Raw genomic sequence first — 18,936 nt, forward strand, 5'->3', positions numbered from 1 at the left:
CCTCCGGGCCGGTGACCCGTTTCTGGCAGGCTTGGCGGTCGTGAGCACAGACGGCCTGATCGTGGTGGACAAGCCCGCCTGCATGACGTCGCACGACGTGGTGGCGCGGATCCGGCGGTTGGCGCGTACCCGGCGGGTGGGGCACGGTGGCACGCTCGACCCGATGGCCACCGGGGTGCTGGTGATCGGGGTGGGCCGGGCGACCCGGCTGCTCACCTACGTGATCGGCGCCGGCAAGAGCTACCTCGCGACGATCCGGCTCGGGCAGGCCACCGTCACCGACGACGCCGAGGGCGACGTGATCGCCACCACCCCGGCCGGCGCGGTGACCGACGAGGCGGTGCACGCCGCGCTCGCCGCGCTGACCGGTGAGATCGACCAGGTGCCCAGCGCGGTCAGCGCGATCAAAGTCAACGGGGAGCGGGCGTACAAGCGGGTCCGCGAGGGGGAGACCGTCGAGCTGCCGGCCCGCCGTGTCACCATCTCCCGCCTCGACGTCCTCGCGATCCGCCGGGACGGCCCCGACGTGGTGGACGTGGACGTGGACGTGACCTGCTCGTCCGGGACGTACATCCGGGCGATCGCGCGCGACGCGGGCCTGGCCCTCGGGGTCGGTGGCCACCTGACCGCGCTGCGCCGGACCGCCGTCGGCGGGTTCGCCCTGGCCGAGGCGGCCACCCTCGACGAGCTGGAACAACGCGCGCCCGAGGTGGTCAACCTGCCGCTGGACGCCGCCGCCGACCGGTTCTTCCCGCGCCGGGACGCCACGCCGGACGAGGCGAAGGTGCTCTCCCACGGCGGGCCGCTGGACCCGGCCGGCATCACCGGGCCGTACGCCGTCTTCGGTCCGGACGGCGGCCTGATCGCTATCGTCAGCGAGCGGGACGGTCGGGCCCGCGCGGAGATCGTGCTCGCCCCCGCCTGACGGCGGGGCTCGGACGGACCGGCGGGACAGCAGGGGAGGAGCGGCATGCAGCGGTGGCGGGGGTACGAGGCGGCACCCGGTGGCTGGGGGCGCTCGGTGGTCACCATCGGCGTCTTCGACGGCGTGCACAAGGGGCACCAGGCCACCATCGGCCACACCGTGGCGCGCGCCCGTGAGCTGGGGGTCCGGTCGGTGGTGGTGACCTTCGACCCGCACCCGGCCGAGGTGGTCCGCCCCGGCTCGCACCCCGCCGTGCTCACCGAGCCGGCCCGCAAGGCGGAGCTGATCGAGGCGCTCGGCGTGGATGTGCTCTGCGTGGTGCCGTTCACCCCGGAGTTCTCCCGGCTGACCGCCGAGGAGTTCGTGCACGACATCCTGGTCGCGCACCTGCACGCCGCGCTGGTGGTGGTGGGCGACAACTTCCGCTTCGGGCACCGGGCGGCGGGCGACGTGGCGCTGCTGGAGCGGCTCGGCCGCACCTTCGGCTTCGGGGTGGAGGACGCCCCGCTGGTCGCCGAGGCCGGCACCGTCTTCTCCTCCACCTACATCCGGTCCTGCGTCGACGCCGGCGACGTGACGGCGGCGACCGCCGCGCTGGGCCGCCCGCACCGGGTCGAGGGGGTGGTGGTCCGCGGCGACCAGCGCGGGCGGGAGCTGGGCTTTCCCACCGCCAACCTGCTCACCCACCGGTACGCGGCGGTCCCCGCCGACGGCGTGTACGCCGCCCGGCTGGTGCGCCGGGGACACCGGGAACCGCTGGCCGCGGCTGTGTCGATCGGCACCAACCCGACCTTCTCCGGCCGGGAGCGGCGGGTGGAGGCGTACGCGCTGGACTTCACCGGTGACCTGTACGGCGAACGGCTGGCCCTGGACTTCGTCGCGCACCTGCGGGAGCAGATCCGGTACGACGCGATCGAGCCGCTGGTCGCCCAGATCGCCGAGGACGTCGAGCGGACCCGGCGGGCGGTCGGCTGACCGGGGCCGACGCGGCGCCGGACCCGGCTCGCGGCCCTTCACCGGGCGCCACCGGCGTGGGCTGGTAGGCTGGCGGGGACGTCGGCTGACCGACGTGGGGCCTCGCGTGCCTGCACGACGCCGCGGGTGCGAGGTTCGTCCGTCTCCGGTCCCTCCGGACCCCGACGACGGACATCAGTGATCAACCCATCGAAACAGGGAGAACATGGCGCTCGACCAGGAAGCCAAGGCCAAGATCCGCTCGGAGTACGCGACCGCCGAGGGCGACACCGGTTCGCCGGAGGTCCAGGTCGCGGTCCTCACCAAGCGGATCGCCGAGCTCACCGAGCACCTGAAGGTGCACAAGCACGACCACCACAGCCGCCGTGGGCTGCTGCTGCTGGTCGGCCGTCGCCGTCGGCTGCTCAACTACGTCCAGAAGAAGGACATCAACCGCTACCGGTCGCTCATCGAGCGGCTCGGCCTGCGCCGATGACGTGACGGGGGAGTGGCCGCACCGGCCGCTCCCCCGCTCCGGTACCACCAGAAGAACCGGGCCGCGCGACCACCCGAGCGGGAGCCGGTCAGCGTACCGGTCTCCGGTAGTGGCCTCCGGGCACGCCGGCTTTCCGCCGGCCACCCGGGCGCTTCGATCGAAGACCGGCCGTCTGAGCAGCTCCGGCATGTCGTGGGCCCCACGACGCGAAGGAGCACCGCCGCACATGACCGAGACCAACCTCGGCACCGAATCCCGTACCGCCGTGATCGACAACGGGTCCTTCGGCACCCGTGAGATCACCTTCTCCACCGGTCGGCTGGCCCGCCAGGCCGCCGGTTCCGTCGTCGCCCAGCTGGGCGAGACGGTCGTCCTCTCCGCCACCACCGCCGGCAAGCAGCCGAAGGAGCAGTTCGACTTCTTCCCGCTGACCGTCGACGTCGAGGAGCGGATGTACGCCGCGGGCCGGATCCCCGGCTCGTTCTTCCGCCGCGAGGGCCGGCCCAGCGAGGACGCCATCCTCACCTGCCGGCTGATCGACCGGCCGCTGCGCCCGTCCTTCGTCAAGGGCCTGCGCAACGAGGTCCAGGTCGTCGAGACCGTCCTCGCGCTCGACCCGCAGCACCCGTACGACGTGGTGGCGATCAACGCCGCCTCGATGTCGACCAAGCTCTCCGGCCTGCCGTTCTCCGGCCCGATCGGGGCCACCCGGGTCGCGCACGTCGACGGCCAGTGGGTCGCCTTCCCGACCCTGGAGGAGCTGGCCCGGGCCACCTTCGACATGGTCGTGGCCGGCCGTACCCTCCCGGACGGCGACGTCGCGATCATGATGGTCGAGGCCGAGGCCACGCCGAACGCCGTCGCCCTGATCGCCGGTGGCGCGACCGCGCCGACCGAGGAGATCGTGGCCAGCGGCCTGGAGGCCGCCAAGCCGGCGATCCGCGAGCTGTGCCGCGCGCAGAGCGAGCTGGCGGAGGTGGCCGCCAAGCCGGTCACCGAGTTCCCGGTCTTCCTGGACTACCAGGACGACGTCTACCAGGCGGTGTCCGACCTGGCCCGCGGCGAGGTCGCCGAGGCGCTCCAGATCGCCGGCAAGGCGGACCGCGAGGAGGCCCTGGACCGGGTCAAGGCGAAGGTCGCCGAGGAGCTCGGCGGTCGCTTCGAGGGCCGGGAGAAGGAGCTCTCCGCTGCCTTCCGGTCGCTGACCAAGTCCGAGGTGCGCAACCGGGTGCTGCGCGAGCAGGTCCGCATCGACGGCCGCGGCCCGCGCGACATCCGCCCGCTGACCGCCGAGGTCGGCGTGCTGCCGCGGGTGCACGGCTCGGCGCTGTTCGAGCGGGGCGAGACCCAGATCCTGGGCGTCACCACGCTGAACATGCTCCGCATGGAGCAGATGGTGGACACCCTGTCCCCGGAGAACCGCAAGCGCTACATGCACAACTACAACTTCCCGCCGTACTCGACCGGTGAGACCGGCCGGGTCGGTTCGCCGAAGCGGCGCGAGATCGGCCACGGCGCGCTCGCCGAGCGGGCGCTGATCCCGGTGCTGCCGTCGCGCGAGGAGTTCCCGTACGCCATCCGGCAGGTCTCCGAGGCGCTCGGCTCCAACGGCTCCACCTCGATGGGCTCGGTCTGCGCCTCGACGCTGGGCCTGCTCTCGGCCGGTGTGCCGCTGAAGGCGCCGGTCGCCGGCATCGCGATGGGCCTCATCTCCGACGAGGTCGACGGCAAGACCCAGTACGTGACGCTGACCGACATCCTCGGTGCCGAGGACGCGTTCGGTGACATGGACTTCAAGGTCGCCGGCACGCCGGAGTTCGTCACCGCGCTGCAGCTCGACACCAAGCTCAACGGCATCCCGTCGGACGTGCTGGCCGCCGCGCTGCAGCAGGCGAACGAGGCCCGCCAGACCATCCTGGGCGTGATGCAGGCCGCGATCGAGGGGCCGGCCGAGATGTCGGACCACGCGCCTCGGGTCACCACCGTGAAGATCCCGGTCGACAAGATCGGCATGGTGATCGGCCCGAAGGGCCAGACCATCAACGCGATCCAGGACGAGACCGGCGCCGAGATCTCCATCGAGGACGACGGCACGATCTACGTCGGCGCGACCAACGGCCCGTCGGCCCAGGCCGCGGTCGAGCGGATCAACGCGATCGCCAACCCGACGCTGCCGAAGGTCGGCGACCGGTTCCTCGGCACCGTGGTGAAGACCGCCGCGTTCGGCGCCTTCGTCTCGCTGCTGCCGGGCCGCGACGGCCTGCTGCACATCTCGAAGGTCGGCGACGGCAAGCGGGTCGAGAAGGTCGAGGACTTCCTCAACGTCGGCGACCGGGTCGAGGTGGAGATCGCGGACATCGACGCCCGCGGCAAGATCTACCTGGACAAGGTCCGCCCGGAGGGCGCCGAGGCGCCGGCCGCCGGTGAGGCCGCCGAGGGCGGCGAGCGTCCGGCCGGCCGGGGCGGCGACCGGGGCCCGCGGGACCGGGGTGACCGGGACCGTGAGCGCGGCAGCCGGGGCCCGGAGCGTGGCGAGCGCGGTCAGGGCGGCGGCGAGGGTGGTGGCGAGGGCGGCGAGCGCCCGCGTCGGCGGACCCGCCACAGCTGAGCAGTGACGGCCGGGCGGGGGACGACGTTCCCCGCCCGGCCCTTCCGACGGCTCCGGCTCGCGCCCGCGTGACCTGGAGCCGTCGCCGTGACACCCCACCCCTCGTCGAAGTGAGAGCAGGTTTCCGTGCGCCGGAGCGAGCGTTCGTCCGTCCCTGCAGGTCGACGGGGGGTGGCGCCGTCCGGGAACGTCCGGCACGCCGCGGGGTCGGAGCCGGCCCGGGGCGGTGCGCCGGCCCGGGCGGTGACCCGCACGCTGAGTGACGACCCGCTGGGCGGCACGGTGCGCCGTACCGTCCTGCCGAGCGGCCTGCGGGTGCTCACCGAGGCGATCCCGGCGATGCGCAGCGTCTCGTTCGGCATCTGGGTGGCGGTCGGCTCGCGGGACGAGACGGGTCCGCAGGCGGGTGCCGCGCACTTCCTGGAGCACCTGCTGTTCAAGGGCACCAAGAAGCGCAGCGCGCTGGACATCTCCGCCGAGATCGAGGCGGTGGGCGGCGAGACCAACGCGTTCACCACCAAGGAATACACCTGCTACTACGCCCGCGTGCTGGACGAGGACCTGCCGCTGGCCATCGACGTGATGTGCGACGCGGTCGCCGACTCGGTGCTGGAACCGGCCGACGTGGAGACCGAGCGGGGCGTCATCCTCGAAGAGATCGCCATGCACGACGACGAGCCCGGCGACGAGGTGCACGACCTCTTCGCCCGCGCCGTCTACGGCGACCACCCGCTCGGCCGGCTGATCTCCGGCACCGAGGAGACGGTCACCCCGATGAGCCGTCGGCAGATCCAGAGCTTCTACCGGCGGCGCTACACACCGCCGCAGATCGTCATCGCCGCGGCCGGCAACCTCGACCACGCCGTCGTGGTGAAGCTGGTCCGGCAGGCGCTGCGCGGCACCCCGCTGGACGCCGACCCGGCCGCGCCGGCTCCGCACCGGGCGGCCACCCCGGCGGTACGCACCAAGCCGGCCGCCACCGTGGTCGAGCCGAAGGAGACCGAGCAGGCGCACGTCATCCTCGGCTGCCCCGGCATCGACCGCACCGACGAGCGGCGGTTCGCCCTCGGGGTGCTGAACAACGTGCTCGGCGGTGGCATGTCCAGCCGTTTGTTCCAGGAGATCCGGGAGCGGCGCGGCCTGGCCTACTCGGTCTACTCCTACGCCAGCCAGTACGCCGACAGCGGCCTGTTCGCCGTCTACGCGGGCTGCGCGCCGGGCAAGGTGGACGAGGTGCTGGAGCTGACCCGCGCCGAGCTGGCCCGGGTGGCCGCCGAGGGGATCACCGAGGCGGAGCTGGCCCGGGGCAAGGGGATGAGCAAGGGCTCGTTCGTGCTGGGCCTGGAGGACACCGGGTCGCGGATGAGCCGGCTGGCCAAGGGCGAGCTGCTCTACGGCGACCTGATGCCGGTCGACGAGTTGCTCACCCGGGTCGACGCGGTCACCCTGGACGACGTCAACGCGCTCGCCGCCGAGCTGCTCGGCCGGCCGATGTCCCTCGCCGTGGTCGGTCCGTTCGACGAAGGCGCCTTCTCCGTCTCCCGCTGAGCGGACGGTCCTCGAGTCCCGGCAGGGACGCGCGTCCCGATTGGGATAGGTTGTGCCCCGTGACTGACGCGCAGGAGAAGAGCACGGTCGAGCCGATCCGGGTCGGTGTGCTGGGTGCCCGGGGGCGGATGGGCGCCGAGGTGTGCCGGGCGGTCGACGCCGCCGGCGACATGGAGCTGGTGGCCATGGTCGACCAGGGCGACTGGCTGTTCAACGCCGCCGACGCGGGTGCCGAGGTGGTGGTGGACTTCACCACGCCCGACGTCGTCATGGACAACCTGCACTGGTGCATCGACCAGGGCATCAGCGTGGTGGTGGGCACCACCGGCTTCACCGAGCAACGGCTGGACCGGGTCCGCGGCTGGCTGGAGCGCAAGCCCGGCGTCGGGGTGGTGATCGCGCCGAACTTCGGCATCGGCGCGGTGCTGATGATGCAGTTCGCCGCCCGCGCGGCCCGGCACTTCGAGTCGGTCGAGATCATCGAGCAGCACCACCCGCGCAAGCTGGACGCCCCGAGCGGCACCGCCACGCACACCGCCCGGCTGATCGCGGCGGCCCGGGCCGAGGCCGGTCTCGGCCCCACGCCGGACGCCACCAAGGACGAGGTGGCGGGCGCGCGGGGCGCCGACATCGACGGGGTACGCGTGCACGCCGTCCGTGCCACCGGACTGGTCGCCCATCAGGAGGTGCTCTTCGGCACCCTCGGGGAGACGCTGACCATCCGGCACGACTCGTACGACCGGGCCTCGTTCATGCCCGGCGTGCTGCTGGCCGTCCGCGCGGTGCGCAACCGCCCCGGTCTGACCCTCGGCCTGGACCCCCTCCTCGACTGACCCGCGGCACCGCCCGGCCGACCCGCGGACCGGGCGGAACCCGGTCGTCGCCGGGTGGGTCGCCGCCTAGGCTCGCTCCCATGATCGATTCAGGGCTGCGCGACCGGGCGGGCCGTCACGTGACACTGCGCCCGGTGGACGACGACAACTGGCGGGCGGTGGCCGACGTGGCTCCCCGCGACGACCAGCGGGTCTGGGTAGCCGCCCTGGCGGCCCGTTACCTGCTGCTCTCGATGCGTTCCGACGTCTGGACGTCGCTCGCCGTGTACGCGGACGACGTGGTGGTCGGGCACGTCATGTGGGGCGTGGACGACGACGGTTCGCGCTGGCTGGGCGGCATGGTGGTCGACGCCGCCGAGCAGGGCCGGGGGGTCGGCCGCGCCGCCGTCCGTACCCTCACGGGCTGGCTGGCCACCCAGCACGGCGACCACCCGATCCGTCTCTCCTACCACCCGGACAACGTCTCCGCCGCCGCCCTCTACCGCTCTCTCGGCTTCACCCCCACCGGTGCCCTCGAGGACGACGAGCTGATAGCCGAACTCACCCGCCCCACCTCGCCGTGATCATGGAGTTGGCGGCGGTGTGGATCTCCGTTACTGCCGCCAACTCCATGATCGACGCTGCCGGGAGTGGGTCAGCGGGGTGCGGGCGCGGGGTGGGGGGTGCGGGGGAGGGGGAGGTGAGGGTGAGGGTGGGGGTGGGGGTTTGGGGGCGGGGTGACGGTTAGGGGGGTGGGGAGGCCGGTGATGGTGGGGTGGCCGGTGGCGTCGACGGTGACGCCGACCGGGGTGCCGGCGATCCGCAGGCCGTCCACGGCCAGGGCGCCGAGGCGCGGGCCGGCCAGCGGGCGCAGCTCGACGCGGCCGGCCGGGACGTCGGGATAGAGGCCGACGCCGGCCTGGAGCAGCAGCACCGCCGCCGCGGCCGACCATGCCTGCGGATGGCAGGCCGCCGGGTACGGCACCGGCCGGCCGAGCAGGGCGCGGTCGTCGCCGCCGTACAGCTCCGGCAGCCGGTAGGCGAACGCCTCGGCGGCACCCAGCAGGCCGTCGGCGAGCTGCAGTGCGGCGTCGGTGAACCCGGCGCGGGCCAGCCCGCCGAGCACGATCGCGGTGTCGTGCGTCCACACCGACCCGCAGTGGTAGGACAGCGGGCTGAACCCGGCGTCGTCGGTGGACATGGTGCGCAGCCCGAAGCCGCCGGCCAGCGTCTCGGTGCCGAGCAGGGCCGCCACCTGGGCGGACTCGTCGTCCGAGAGCAGGCCGGTGCCGAGCAGGTGGCCGATGTTGCTGGTCAGCGAGTCCACCGGGCGCTTGTCCCGGTCGAGGGCGAGCGCGGGCTGGGGGCCGTACCGGCCGTCGACCCAGAACGCGGCGCGGAACCGGTGGGCCAGCCGGTCGGCGTACCCGCGCCAGCGGTCGGCGCCCGGCCGGTCGAACGCGTCGAGCAGGTCGGCGCCGTGCCTCGCCGCCTGGTACGCGTACCCCTGCACCTCGGCCAGCACGATGGGCGGCTGGGCCAGCCGGCCGTCGCGGAAGCGGACCGCGTCGCCGGAGTCCTTCCAGCCCTGGTTGGCCAGGCCGTGGCCGGTGGTGTCGACGTACTCGACGAGGCCGTCGCCGTCGGCGTCGGCGTGCTCGCCGAGCCAGCCCAGCGCGGCCTCGAGGTGCGGCAGCAGCGGTTCGACCTGGTCGGCGGGCAGCCCCCAGCGCCACGCGTCGTGCAGCAGGCCGATCCAGAGCATGGTGGCGTCGACGGTGCCGAAGTAGGCGGGTGGCAGGCTCAGCCCGCCGCCGGGGGCGAACTCGTGCCGGCGCAGCTCGTGCAGGATCTTGCCGGGTGCCTCGCCGGTCGCCGGGTCGACCCGGGTGCCCTGCCGGCGGGCGAGCACCCGCAGCGTGCCGGCGGCCAGCTCGGTGCCGAGCGGCAGCATCATCCGGGCGGCCCAGAGGCTGTCCCGGCCGAACAGGGTGAGGAACCAGGGCACGCCGGCGCCGAGGAAGACGTCCGCCGGGTGGGCGGGGTCGGCGAGCCGCAGCCCGCGCAGGTCGGCCAGGGACCGGTCGAGCAGCCGGACGATGCGGCGGTCGTCGGCCCGGACCTCGGGCTGCGACCAGGTCGGTGCGGCGGGCGGGGCGACCACCACGGCCTGCGGGTCGGTCACCGTGAGGGTCCAGCGCAGTGTCACCTCGCTGCGGGGTGCGAGGTCGACCGGCCAGCTGACCCGGGGCGTGGTGGCGTCGACGGCGGCGGTCGGCGCGGTCACCGTCACGGTGATGCCGTCCCCGGTCCAGCTCAGCCGGCCGGGCCCGGCGGTGCGGGCCGCCAGCGGCGTGCCCATCGCACCGGACTTGACCAGCTCGATCGGGGCGAGGTCGCAGCCGAGCTCGACGCTGACGGTGGCCCGGACCGGCGCCGCCGCGGTGGAGACGACCCGCAGTTCCTCGGTGAGGCCGTGCGCGGTGGCGTGCCGGGTCCGTTCGATCCGGACGGTCGGGTCGGGGCCGGGGTCACCGAGCCAGCGGGCGAGCGCGACGAACCGGGTGCCGTGGGGGCCGACCGCGCCCCGGGTGAGCGCCTCCGGTTCCCGCTCGTCGACGCGCAGCTCGGCCCGGGACAGCACCCGGGCGTCGGCGTGGAAGACGCCCTGGACGCCGGCCGGGCGGATCTGCCCGGCCGCGTCACCCAGCGCGCTGGTGGGGGCGTGGACCACGCCGACCAGGTCGTGCAGCAGGGGTTGCAGGTGGCGTTCGGACACGGGGGACTCCAGGGGGTGTTCGACGTCGGCCGGCTCTCTTGACAGATCGATCCGGCGGGTGCAAAGTGCGAAACATTCCAGAAACTTTGAACGATCCAATCCTGCCTCATCCGAGTTGGATCGTTCAAGGCGTTGAGAGGGTACAAGTTGTCAGAAAAGGTGACCATCGCGACGGTGGCCCGGCACGCCCAGGTGAGCCGGCAGACGGTCTCCAACGTGCTCAACGCGCCGCACATCGTCCGCGAGGACACCCGGCGCCGGGTGCAGGAGGCGATCAACGCCCTCGGCTACCGCGCCAACCAGGCCGCCCGGCAGATGCGGACCGGCCGCAGCCGGCTGATCGCCGTCCGGATCGAGCCCACCCGGGACGGGATCAACGGCTCGGTGCTGGACCGCTTCCTGCACGGGCTCACCGAGACCGCCGACGCCGCGGGCTACCGGGTCATGCTCTACACCGCCGCCGACGACGAGCGGGAGATCGCCACCTACGACGACCTGCTCGGCGCGTACGACCTGGACGCCTTCGTGCTCACCGGCACCAAGCACGGCGACCCCCGGACGGCATGGCTGACCGGGCGGGACGTGCCCTTCGTGACCTTCGGTCGGCCCTGGGACGCCCCGGACTCCCACCCCTGGGTCGACGTGGACAACGCCGACGGGACGGCCCAGGCCACCCGTCGACTGCTCGACACCGGCCACCGCCGGATCGCCTTCATCGGCTGGCCGGCCGGCTCCGGCGTCGGCGACGACCGGCACGCCGGCTGGCACACCACGATGGCGGCGGCCGGCCTCGACGGGGCCGACCTGCGTCGTTCCACCGAGGACGGCATCGCCGCGGGCGAGCGCGAGATGCGCGACCTGCTCGCCACGGCCGAGCCGCCGACCGCGGTGGTCTGCGCCAGCGACTCGCTCGCCCTCGGTGCCCTCCAGGCCGTCCGGGACACCGCGTCCCGGGTGGCGGTCATCGGCTTCGACGACACCCCGGTCGCCGCGGCCGTCGGGCTGACCAGCGTCAGCCAGCCGCTCGCGGCGGCCGCCGCCCGCTGCGTCGACCTGCTCACCGGCGTGCTCGACGGCCAACCCACCAACCCCCAGGTGCTGCTCCAGCCCGCGCTGGTGCTGCGGCACACCGCGTGATCCCCCGTTTCCCCCACCAGGAGAATCAGATGGCACCTCGATCCCTCACCCGGGTGGCGGTGGCCGGCCTCGCCGCCGTCGCCCTGCTCGGCTCCGCCGCCTGCGGCAACGGCTTCGACGACTCGTCCGGCGACGCCAAGCAGTCCAGCGGCCCGGCCAACCTCCAGATCCTGATCGGCTCCTCCGGCGACGCGGAGACCAAGGCCGTCCAGGACGCCGCCGCCAAGTGGGCCGCTTCCTCCGGCAACCAGGCCACCGTCACGCCGGCCCAGGACCTCACCCAGCAGCTCGGTCAGGCGCTCGCCGGCGGCACCCCGCCGGACGTGTTCTACGTCGACGCGAGCCGCTTCGCCGACTATGCCAGCGTGGGCGCGCTGGAGCCGTACGGCGACAAGATCAGCAAGCCGGACGACTTCTACGAGAGCCTGCGCACCGCCTTCACCTACGACGGCAAGCTCTACTGCGCGCCGAAGGACTTCTCCACCCTCGCCCTGCAGATCAACACGGACCTGTGGACGAAGGCCGGGCTGACCGACGCGGACGTGCCGACCACCTGGGACCAGCTGACCGCCACCGCCCGGAAGATCAAGGCCAAGGGTCAGGTGCCGCTGGCGCTCGGCGACACCCGGGACCGGATCGGCGCGTTCCTGGTACAGAACGGCGGCTGGCTGATCAGCAAGGACGGTAAGCAGCCGACCGGGGACACCCCGGAGAACGAGGCCGCGCTGGCGTACGTCAAGACGCTGCTCACCGAGGGGCTGGCCCGTTACCCCAAGCAGCTCGACGCCGGCTGGTCCGGTGAGGCGTTCGGCAAGGGGAAGGCCGTCATGACCATCGAGGGCAACTGGATCAAGGGTGCCCTGCAGAACGACTTCCCGAACGTGAAGTACAAGGTCGTCGAGCTGCCGGCCGGGCCGAAGGGCAAGGGCACGCTCTCCTTCACCCAGTGCTGGGGCGTCGCCGCCAAGTCCAAGTTCAAGGACCAGGCGATCAAGTTCGTCGAGGCGATGACCGCCGGCGACCAGCAGATGACCTTCGCCAAGGCGTTCGGCGTGATGCCGTCCCGGCAGTCCGTCCGCGACCAGTACAGCCAGCAGTTCCCGGCGGACAAGCCGTTCATCGACGGCGCCGAGTACGCCCAGGGCCCGGTGAACGCCCCCAAGATGGACAGCGTCCTCGCCGACCTGGACACCGGCCTGCAGAAGCTGAGCACCGGCAACCCGAAGACCATCCTCGGTGACTTCGACAAGAACGCCAAGGCCGCGCTCGGCGGCTGACCCGGTCCACGGGGCGTCGCCGGCACCGGCGGCGCCCCGCACCGGCTCCGCGCGAGTCGAAGGAGAGGGAGATGGCAACCGACGCACTGACGGCACCGGCCACCGAGACAGGTGGTCCCCGGCGCCGCCCCGGACGCGGCATCCGGAGCAACGAGAACATCGCCGGCTGGCTCTTCGTGGCCCCGGTGATCGTGATCCTCGGGCTGTTCCTGCTGCTGCCGATCCTGATGGCGCTCTGGGTGAGCCTCACCGACTGGAACGGCCAGGGCAGCCCGTTCACCGGCAAGGTGCCGTTCGTCGGCGCCGACAACTACACCCGGCTGTTCACCGAGGACGGGCTCGCCCGCCGCGACTTCATGACCAGCATCCGCAATAACATCTACTACGTGGCGCTCGTGGTGCCGGCGCAGACCGTCCTGGCACTCGGCCTCGCCCTGGTGGTCAACAACCGGATGCTGAAGGGTAAGAGCTTCTTCCGCAGCGCCTTCTACTTCCCCTCGGTCACCAGCTCGGTGGCGATCAGCGTGGTCTTCCTCTTCCTGTTCGCCAACACCGGCGCGGTCAACCAGCTGCTCGGCTTCTTCGGTGTCGACGGGCCCCAGTGGTTCGCCGACTCCCGAGGGGTGCTGCACCTGCTGCTCGGCGCCGTCGGGGTGGACGATCCGCCGGCCGCGCTCGCCGACGGCGGCCCGTTCGGGCTGAGCTGGTGGGACTGGCTCTCCGGACCGAGCGTCGCGATGATCTCGATCATCACACTGGTCGTCTGGACCACGTCCGGCACCTTCATGCTGATGTACCTCGCCGCGCTGCAGAACGTCCCGGAGGCGTTGGACGAGGCGAGCATCCTGGACGGCGCGAGCCGCTGGCAGCGGTTCCGGTACGTCACCCTGCCGATGATCAAGCCGACCACCTTCCTGGTGCTCACCCTGGGCCTGATCGGTTCCTGGCAGGTCTTCGACCAGGTGTACGTGATGAGCCAGGGTCAGCCTGCCAAGACCACTCTTACCCCCGCCTACCTGTCGTACCGGACCGCGTTCCGGGAGTTCGACTACGGCTCCGGGGCGGCCATCTCGTTCGTGTTGTTCCTCATCATCATCGTGCTCACGCTGGTGCAACGGCGGGTGATGGCCGACCGGGACAGCGCGGCACCCGGACGCCGCCGGTGGCGTCGGCGCGTACCGGAAGGGTCGAAGCCATGACCACGCTCACCGGCCGCCCGGCGGCGGCGCCCGCCCGCCGCGACCGCCGCCCCACCCGCACCCTGGTCAACCGCTTCCTCGGGTACGCCATCCTGATCTTCTTCGGGCTGGTGTTCCTCTACCCGTTCGTCATCCAGCTGACCAACTCGCTCAAGACCGAGCCGGGCGCGGCGGCGAACCCGCTGTCGCCGTTCCCCGACCCGATCAGCACCGCAGGCTTCGAGCGGATCTTCGCCGGTACCAACTTCCCGCTCTGGCTCGGCAACTCGCTGCTGGTCACCGTGCTGGTCACGCTCGGCCGGGTGTTCTTCGACTCGCTCGCCGGGTACGCGCTGGCCCGCTTGCGGTTCAAGGGGCGGGCCGGGCTCTTCGCCGCGGTCATCGCGGTGATGGCCGTCCCCGGCGTGGTGCTGCTGATCCCGAAGTTCCTGGTGCTCAACCAGCTCGGCATCTACAACAGCTACGCCGGGCTGGTGGTACCGCTGCTCGCCGACGCTGCCGGGGTCTTCATCATGAAGCAGTTCTTCGAGTCCATCCCGGTGAGCGTGGAGGAGGCGGCCCGGATCGACGGTGCCGGCGTCTTCCGCACCTTCTGGTCGGTGGTGCTGCCGATGGCCCGGCCGGCGCTGATCACCCTGACCATCCTGTCGTTCCAGGGTTCCTGGAACGAGTTCCCGCACAGCCTGGTCGCGGTGCAGGACCCGGGGTTGTTCACCCTGCCGCGAGGCCTGGCCGACCTGGTGAGCGGCTCGCTCGGCTCGGGCACCCAGTATCCGCTGAAGCTCGGCGCGGCGCTGCTGGCCACCATCCCGGTGGCGCTGCTGTTCGTGGTCTTCCAGCGGTACTTCGTCCGGGGCGCCAACGAGGGCGCCGACAAGGGCTGACCGGTCGTCGTCGGTGCCCCGCCGGGCACCGACGACGACCTCAGTCGCTCGGGTCCGCTTCGGTGGGGACCGCGACGTGCAGGCGGAGCTGGGGGACGAGCAGGTCGTCCACGTCCAGCGCCCGGGCCGCGCCGTCCGGCTCCCAGCCGGTGCTGGTGAGGAACTTCCGGGTCGCCTCGTCGCCGTCGAACGTCCAGGCCACCGCCCGGGCGAAACCGTCTTCCCGCCAGCGGTCGACGGCGGCGGAGAGCAGCCGGCTGCCGTGCCCGCGCCGGCCCCAGCGCGGCTCGACCAGCAGGTCGGTCACCGCCACCACGCCGTCGGCGAGCGCGTCGGCCGGCTCGCCCGGGGCGAGCGCCTCGGCGTCGGCCGGACCGGCCGCGACGAACCCCACCAGATAGGATTGCTCGGCCTGTTCGACGGCGACCAGCACCTGGTGCGCGGCCGACGGCGGCTCCTGCACCGCCGCGCTCCACCGCCGGGCGAGGTACGCCTCGTCCAGGTTGTCCAGCACGTGCCGGGGCAGGATCCGGCGATAGGCGACCCGCCAGGTCGCGAGCTGGATGCGGGCGATCTCGGCGGCGTCCTCGGGACGCGCCGGGCGGACGTACCCCAGGGCCATGGCACAGGAGCCTACGCAGGGCGAGGGAGACGACGGTGGCGCAGGGTGCCAGGCGCACGTTCGGACAGGTCGTCGTCGTGGTGGTGCTCGCCGCCGCCACGGCCGCCTTCCTCTCGGTCGCGGCCGTGCGGCACGGCTTCTTCGACCTGAAGGTCTACTACGGCGCGTTGACCTGGTGGACGCACGACGGCGGGGAGATCTACGACTTCCTCAAGCCGGGCACCCAGTACGGCTTCACCTACCCGCCGTTCGCCGCCCTGGTGATGCTGCCGATGGCGTACCTGCCGTGGTCGGCGGCGATCACGGTGAGCGTGGTCGCCACCGTCGTGGTCAGCGCGGTGCTGATCTGGTGGCTGCTCGACCCCGTCGCCCGCCGGGTCGGCTGGACCCGCTGGTTCGCGCTGGCCGTGGCGCTCTGCCTGGCCGCCGCGTACGAGCCGATGCGCGAGACGGTCAACTTCGGCCAGGTCAACATGCTGCTGCTCTTCCTGGTGGCGGTCGACCTGCTGCGGCTGCTGCCGGCCGGCAACCGGTGGGCCGGAGTGGGCATCGGGCTGGCCACCGCGATCAAGCTGACCCCCGGCGTCTTCATCGTCTATATGCTGGTCACCGGCCGGTGGCGGGCCGCGGTCACCGCGCTGGGCGCGACGGCCGGGGCCAGCCTGCTCGCCGCCGCGCTCTTCCCGGACGCCTCCCGGGAGTTCTGGACCGCGGCGCTGTGGAACACCGACCGGGTCGGTGAGCTGGCCTTCGTCTCCAACCAGTCGCTGCGCGGGGTGGTCGCGCGGCTGCACCCGGAACACCCGAGCACGCTGGCCTGGCTGGCGCTGGTGCTGGTCACCCTGGTGGTCTGGGGGTGGCGCTCCCGGGCGGCGGTGGCCGCCGGCGACGAGGCCACCGGGCTGGCGCTGACCGGCGCGATGATGTGCCTGGTCAGCCCGGTCACCTGGGTGCACCACCTGGTCTGGCTGATCCCGGCGCTGATCCTGCTGGTCGACAACGGCCTGGCGGCGCCCGCCGGCAGCCGCCGGCGCCGCGTCCTGCTCGGCGCCGCGATCGTCGGGTACGGCCTGCTCATCAGCCGGATCGTCTGGGCCTGGGAGAAGGACTTCACCGGCGTGGGCGGCTTCCTGGGCAGCAACACCTACGTCTGGATCAGCCTGGCGCTCCTGCTCGGCCTGCCGATCCGCCGCTGGGCCACGCCGCAGCCGGCCGGGCCGGGACCGGAGCCGACGCCGACCGGAACGGACGGTGTGGAGCCGACGGCCGGGCGGCCGGCGCCGGTCGGGTCAGCCGTCGAGCCGGGCGGTGTAGCGCAGCTCGACCAGCCCGACCGGGTCCCGCCCGCCGTGCAGCGGCACCCGGTAGACGGACTCCACGCCGTCGGGTGACAGGCCGGCCCGCTCGTAGAAGTGGCGGGCCCGGACGTTGTCGGCCAGCACCCAGAGCCGGTACTCGGTCCAGCCCCGCCCGGCCAGCCCGTCCCGGGCCGCCGCCAGCAGCGCCCGGCCGAGGCCGGTGCCCCAGCGGGCCGGCTCCACGTACATGGTGACGATCTCGCCGCAGGTCGGGTCGAGGTCGGCCCGGTCCTGGTCGTTGCGGTACGGCCCGAAGGTGGCGAAGCCGGCGACCGCCCCGTCGACCTCGCCGACCAGGGTGGTGAACGGGTGCTCCGGGTCGGCGGTGCCGACGTCCCGGCGGCGTTGCGCCCAGGCCACCGGGTTGAGCCGGGTCAGCACCTCGCCGGGCATGATCCCCGCGTAGCCGGCCTGCCAGCCGCGTACGTGCACCCGGGCGATCGCGTCGGCGTCGTCCGGCTCCTCCCGACGGATGGTCACCATCCGTCCGTTCTATGCCCCGACGGGCGATCGGTCCAGTCTCCGCTCCGTACGACGGTGCAGCCCGCCGTCGTACCCGTGGATTAGGGTGCCCGACGATGGCCGCACCGGAATCGCTCTCGCTCGCCCAGGCCCGCCGCGTCGCCCTCGCCGCGCAGGGCTTCGCCGACCCGGCGCCCACCGGCGTGCCCACCCGCCGGCACCTGCGCCGGGTGCTCGACCGGGTCGGGCTGATCCAGATGGACTCGGTCAACGTCCTGCAACGCGCCCACTACCTGCCGCTCTACAGCCGGCTCGGGCCCTACCCGACGGCCCTGCTCGACTCGGCCGCCTACCGCCGGCCCCGGGAGCTCTTCGAGTACTGGGGCCACGAGGCGTCGCTGGTGCCGGTCGGGCTGCACGCCGCGCTGCGCTGGCGGATGGCGAAGGCCCACGACGACGCCTGGGGCAACATGCGGCGGATCGCCCGCGAGCAGCCGGAGCTGGTCGCCTGGGTGCGCGACGAGGTGGCTGCCCGAGGGCCGCTGACCGCCGCCGAGATCGAGCACGACGCGCCCCGGCAGACCGGCAACTGGGGGTGGAACTGGTCGGCGGTCAAACAGGCCCTGGAGTTCCTCTTCTGGGCCGGCGAGGTGACCGCCGCCGAGCGGACCACCTCCTTCGCCCGCCGCTACGACCTGCCCGAGCGGGTCCTGCCGCCCGCCGTGCTGGACACCCCCACGCCCACCGACGCCGACGCGTTCCGCGCGCTGGTCGCGGTCGCCGCCCGCAGTCTCGGGGTGGCCGCCGAGCCGGAGCTGCGGGACTACTTCCGGCTGCCGCTGGCCGGCGCCCGACAGGCGATCGCCGAGCTGGTCGAGGCGGGGGAGCTGCGGCCGGTGGCCGTGCAGGGCTGGCGGCAGCCGGCCTGGCTGCACGCCGACGCCCGGTTGCCCCGCTGGGTCCGGGGCAACAGCCTGGTCAGCCCCTTCGACCCGCTGGTCTGGGAGCGGGCCCGCACCGAGCGGCTCTTCGACCTCAGCTACCGCATCGAGATCTACGTGCCCGCGCCGCAACGGGTGTACGGCTACTATGTGCTGCCGTTCCGACAGGGGGAGCGGTTCACCGCCCGGGTCGACCTGAAGGCCGACCGGAAGGCCGGCGTGCTCCTCGTCCCGGCGGCCTGGGTGGAGCCGGGCGCCGACCCGGGGGAGACCGCGGTGGCGCTCGCCGCCGAGCTGTACCGGCTCGCCGGTTGGCTCGGGCTGGACGCGGTGGCCCCGCCGGTCGCCGGTGACCTCGCGGTTCCGTTGGCCGCCGCGCTGGCGGGTGTGGCCGGTGTACGGTGAGGCCGTGACGAGCGTCGACCAGTCGGCCACCCCGCCGGGCCAGCAGGAGTGGCCGCCGTACCAGTACCAGCCCGTCGAGCCGGACCGGTTCACCCGGTTCGTGATCCGGCTGCACGCCCGCGCCCCGCGCTGGGCCGCCCCGCTGGCCGCCCTCGGCTGCGTCGGCATGGGCATGGCGTACGCGCTGGTCAGTGACCCGACGCAGAGCGAGCCGGACGCCCGGCCGACCTGCCTGCTGAAGCTCACCACCGGCCTGGACTGTCCGGGCTGCGGCGGCACCCGCGCCCTGTGGTACGTGCTGCACGCCGACCTGCCGGCGGCTGCCCGGCACCACTTCCTCTTCGTCTTCTCGCTGCCGTTCCTGGCCTATCTCTTCGTCGCCTGGGCGGGCAACCAGGCGTTCGGCTGGCGGCTGCCGCAGCTGCGGATCAGCTCCAAGGTGCTCGGCGGTTTCCTGGCGGCCTGGCTGGCGTTCTCGGTGCTGCGCAACCTGCCCTGGGCCCCCTTCACCTCGCTCTACGTCTGACCG

General features: G+C 73.1%; 17 protein-coding genes. 14 read left to right on the top strand and 3 right to left on the bottom strand.

Going from position 1 to position 18,936, the window contains the following annotated elements; translation table 11 throughout:
* The first annotated feature begins 40 nt into the window (after positions 1-40).
* From truB to MRQ36_RS20600, 7 genes are all read left to right on the top strand, one after another.
* On the top strand, positions 41-925 hold the full coding sequence (gene truB, locus MRQ36_RS20570) for a tRNA pseudouridine(55) synthase TruB (RefSeq protein ID WP_308194891.1): 885 nt from the start codon (positions 41-43) through the stop codon (positions 923-925).
* A 45-nt stretch (positions 926-970) separates the two neighbouring features.
* Positions 971-1,900 (top strand): bifunctional riboflavin kinase/FAD synthetase, encoded by a 930-nt coding sequence (locus tag MRQ36_RS20575; protein ID WP_242797796.1) that lies wholly within the window; start codon positions 971-973, stop codon positions 1,898-1,900.
* A 205-nt stretch (positions 1,901-2,105) separates the two neighbouring features.
* The gene (gene rpsO, locus MRQ36_RS20580; protein WP_067302624.1) at positions 2,106-2,375 is read left to right on the top strand and encodes a 30S ribosomal protein S15; all 270 of its coding nucleotides are present in this window, start codon (positions 2,106-2,108) and stop codon (positions 2,373-2,375) included.
* A 226-nt stretch (positions 2,376-2,601) separates the two neighbouring features.
* Positions 2,602-4,983 (top strand): polyribonucleotide nucleotidyltransferase, encoded by a 2,382-nt coding sequence (locus MRQ36_RS20585; protein ID WP_242797798.1) that lies wholly within the window; start codon positions 2,602-2,604, stop codon positions 4,981-4,983.
* Between the two features lie 171 nt (positions 4,984-5,154).
* Entirely contained in the window at positions 5,155-6,531 is a 1,377-nt protein-coding gene (locus tag MRQ36_RS20590; RefSeq protein WP_374250483.1) for a M16 family metallopeptidase, read from the top strand.
* Positions 6,532-6,590: 59 nt separating this feature from the next.
* The gene (gene dapB, locus MRQ36_RS20595; RefSeq protein ID WP_242797800.1) at positions 6,591-7,364 is read left to right on the top strand and encodes a 4-hydroxy-tetrahydrodipicolinate reductase; all 774 of its coding nucleotides are present in this window, start codon (positions 6,591-6,593) and stop codon (positions 7,362-7,364) included.
* A gap of 80 nt (positions 7,365-7,444) precedes the next feature.
* Positions 7,445-7,927, top strand: a complete 483-nt coding sequence (locus MRQ36_RS20600; protein WP_242797802.1) for a GNAT family N-acetyltransferase — start codon at positions 7,445-7,447, stop codon at positions 7,925-7,927.
* 71 nt (positions 7,928-7,998) lie between these two features.
* Here the strand turns inward: MRQ36_RS20600 and MRQ36_RS20605 are convergent, their stop codons facing one another.
* Complete coding sequence (locus tag MRQ36_RS20605; protein ID WP_242797804.1) at positions 7,999-10,122, bottom strand: glycogen debranching N-terminal domain-containing protein; 2,124 nt, start codon at positions 10,120-10,122, stop codon at positions 7,999-8,001.
* A 159-nt stretch (positions 10,123-10,281) separates the two neighbouring features.
* Between MRQ36_RS20605 and MRQ36_RS20610 the strand changes: the two genes are divergently transcribed.
* The 4 genes from MRQ36_RS20610 (at position 10,282) to MRQ36_RS20625 (ending at position 14,619) form a co-directional block, all read left to right on the top strand.
* Positions 10,282-11,259: a LacI family DNA-binding transcriptional regulator gene (locus MRQ36_RS20610; RefSeq protein ID WP_242797806.1), complete on the top strand. Its 978-nt coding sequence runs from the start codon at positions 10,282-10,284 to the stop codon at positions 11,257-11,259.
* Positions 11,260-11,288: 29 nt separating this feature from the next.
* Positions 11,289-12,536, top strand: coding sequence for an extracellular solute-binding protein (locus MRQ36_RS20615; RefSeq protein ID WP_242797808.1), 1,248 nt, complete (start codon positions 11,289-11,291; stop codon positions 12,534-12,536).
* A gap of 71 nt (positions 12,537-12,607) precedes the next feature.
* Positions 12,608-13,735: a carbohydrate ABC transporter permease gene (locus tag MRQ36_RS20620; RefSeq protein WP_242797810.1), complete on the top strand. Its 1,128-nt coding sequence runs from the start codon at positions 12,608-12,610 to the stop codon at positions 13,733-13,735.
* Complete coding sequence (locus MRQ36_RS20625; protein WP_242797812.1) at positions 13,732-14,619, top strand: carbohydrate ABC transporter permease; 888 nt, start codon at positions 13,732-13,734, stop codon at positions 14,617-14,619. The genes MRQ36_RS20620 and MRQ36_RS20625 overlap by 4 nt, the downstream gene beginning before the upstream one ends.
* Positions 14,620-14,659: 40 nt before the next feature.
* On the opposite strand, the gene MRQ36_RS20630 is transcribed toward MRQ36_RS20625, so the two are convergent.
* The gene (locus tag MRQ36_RS20630) at positions 14,660-15,241 is read right to left on the bottom strand and encodes a GNAT family N-acetyltransferase (protein ID WP_242797814.1); all 582 of its coding nucleotides are present in this window, start codon (positions 15,239-15,241) and stop codon (positions 14,660-14,662) included.
* 35 nt (positions 15,242-15,276) lie between these two features.
* On the opposite strand from MRQ36_RS20630, the gene MRQ36_RS20635 reads away from it, so the two are divergent.
* Positions 15,277-16,632: a glycosyltransferase family 87 protein gene (locus MRQ36_RS20635; RefSeq protein ID WP_242797817.1), complete on the top strand. Its 1,356-nt coding sequence runs from the start codon at positions 15,277-15,279 to the stop codon at positions 16,630-16,632.
* Here the strand turns inward: MRQ36_RS20635 and MRQ36_RS20640 are convergent.
* Positions 16,531-17,082, bottom strand: coding sequence for a GNAT family N-acetyltransferase (locus tag MRQ36_RS20640; RefSeq protein ID WP_242797819.1), 552 nt, complete (start codon positions 17,080-17,082; stop codon positions 16,531-16,533). The two genes, MRQ36_RS20635 and MRQ36_RS20640, sit on opposite strands and share 102 nt — an antisense overlap.
* 95 nt (positions 17,083-17,177) lie before the next feature.
* Here MRQ36_RS20640 and MRQ36_RS20645 point away from each other — a divergent pair, with 95 nt between their 5' ends.
* Entirely contained in the window at positions 17,178-18,407 is a 1,230-nt protein-coding gene (locus MRQ36_RS20645; RefSeq protein ID WP_242797821.1) for a winged helix-turn-helix domain-containing protein, read from the top strand.
* Between the two features lie 4 nt (positions 18,408-18,411).
* The gene (locus tag MRQ36_RS20650; RefSeq protein ID WP_374250488.1) at positions 18,412-18,933 is read left to right on the top strand and encodes a DUF2752 domain-containing protein; all 522 of its coding nucleotides are present in this window, start codon (positions 18,412-18,414) and stop codon (positions 18,931-18,933) included.
* Positions 18,934-18,936 lie beyond the last annotated feature (3 nt).

It is taken from the genome of Micromonospora sp. R77 (assembly GCF_022747945.1).
Lineage (GTDB): Bacteria > Actinomycetota > Actinomycetes > Mycobacteriales > Micromonosporaceae > Micromonospora.

Coding starts and splice junctions, on each gene's coding strand:
- MRQ36_RS20575 (WP_242797796.1), top strand. CDS start 971: ATGCAGCGGTGGCGGGGGTACGAGGCGGCACCCGGTGGCTGGGGGCGC.
- rpsO (WP_067302624.1), top strand. CDS start 2,106: ATGGCGCTCGACCAGGAAGCCAAGGCCAAGATCCGCTCGGAGTACGCG.
- MRQ36_RS20585 (WP_242797798.1), top strand. CDS start 2,602: ATGACCGAGACCAACCTCGGCACCGAATCCCGTACCGCCGTGATCGAC.
- MRQ36_RS20600 (WP_242797802.1), top strand. CDS start 7,445: ATGATCGATTCAGGGCTGCGCGACCGGGCGGGCCGTCACGTGACACTG.
- MRQ36_RS20615 (WP_242797808.1), top strand. CDS start 11,289: ATGGCACCTCGATCCCTCACCCGGGTGGCGGTGGCCGGCCTCGCCGCC.
- MRQ36_RS20620 (WP_242797810.1), top strand. CDS start 12,608: ATGGCAACCGACGCACTGACGGCACCGGCCACCGAGACAGGTGGTCCC.
- MRQ36_RS20625 (WP_242797812.1), top strand. CDS start 13,732: ATGACCACGCTCACCGGCCGCCCGGCGGCGGCGCCCGCCCGCCGCGAC.
- MRQ36_RS20630 (WP_242797814.1), bottom strand. CDS start 15,241: ATGGCCCTGGGGTACGTCCGCCCGGCGCGTCCCGAGGACGCCGCCGAG.
- MRQ36_RS20640 (WP_242797819.1), bottom strand. CDS start 17,082: ATGGTGACCATCCGTCGGGAGGAGCCGGACGACGCCGACGCGATCGCC.
- MRQ36_RS20645 (WP_242797821.1), top strand. CDS start 17,178: ATGGCCGCACCGGAATCGCTCTCGCTCGCCCAGGCCCGCCGCGTCGCC.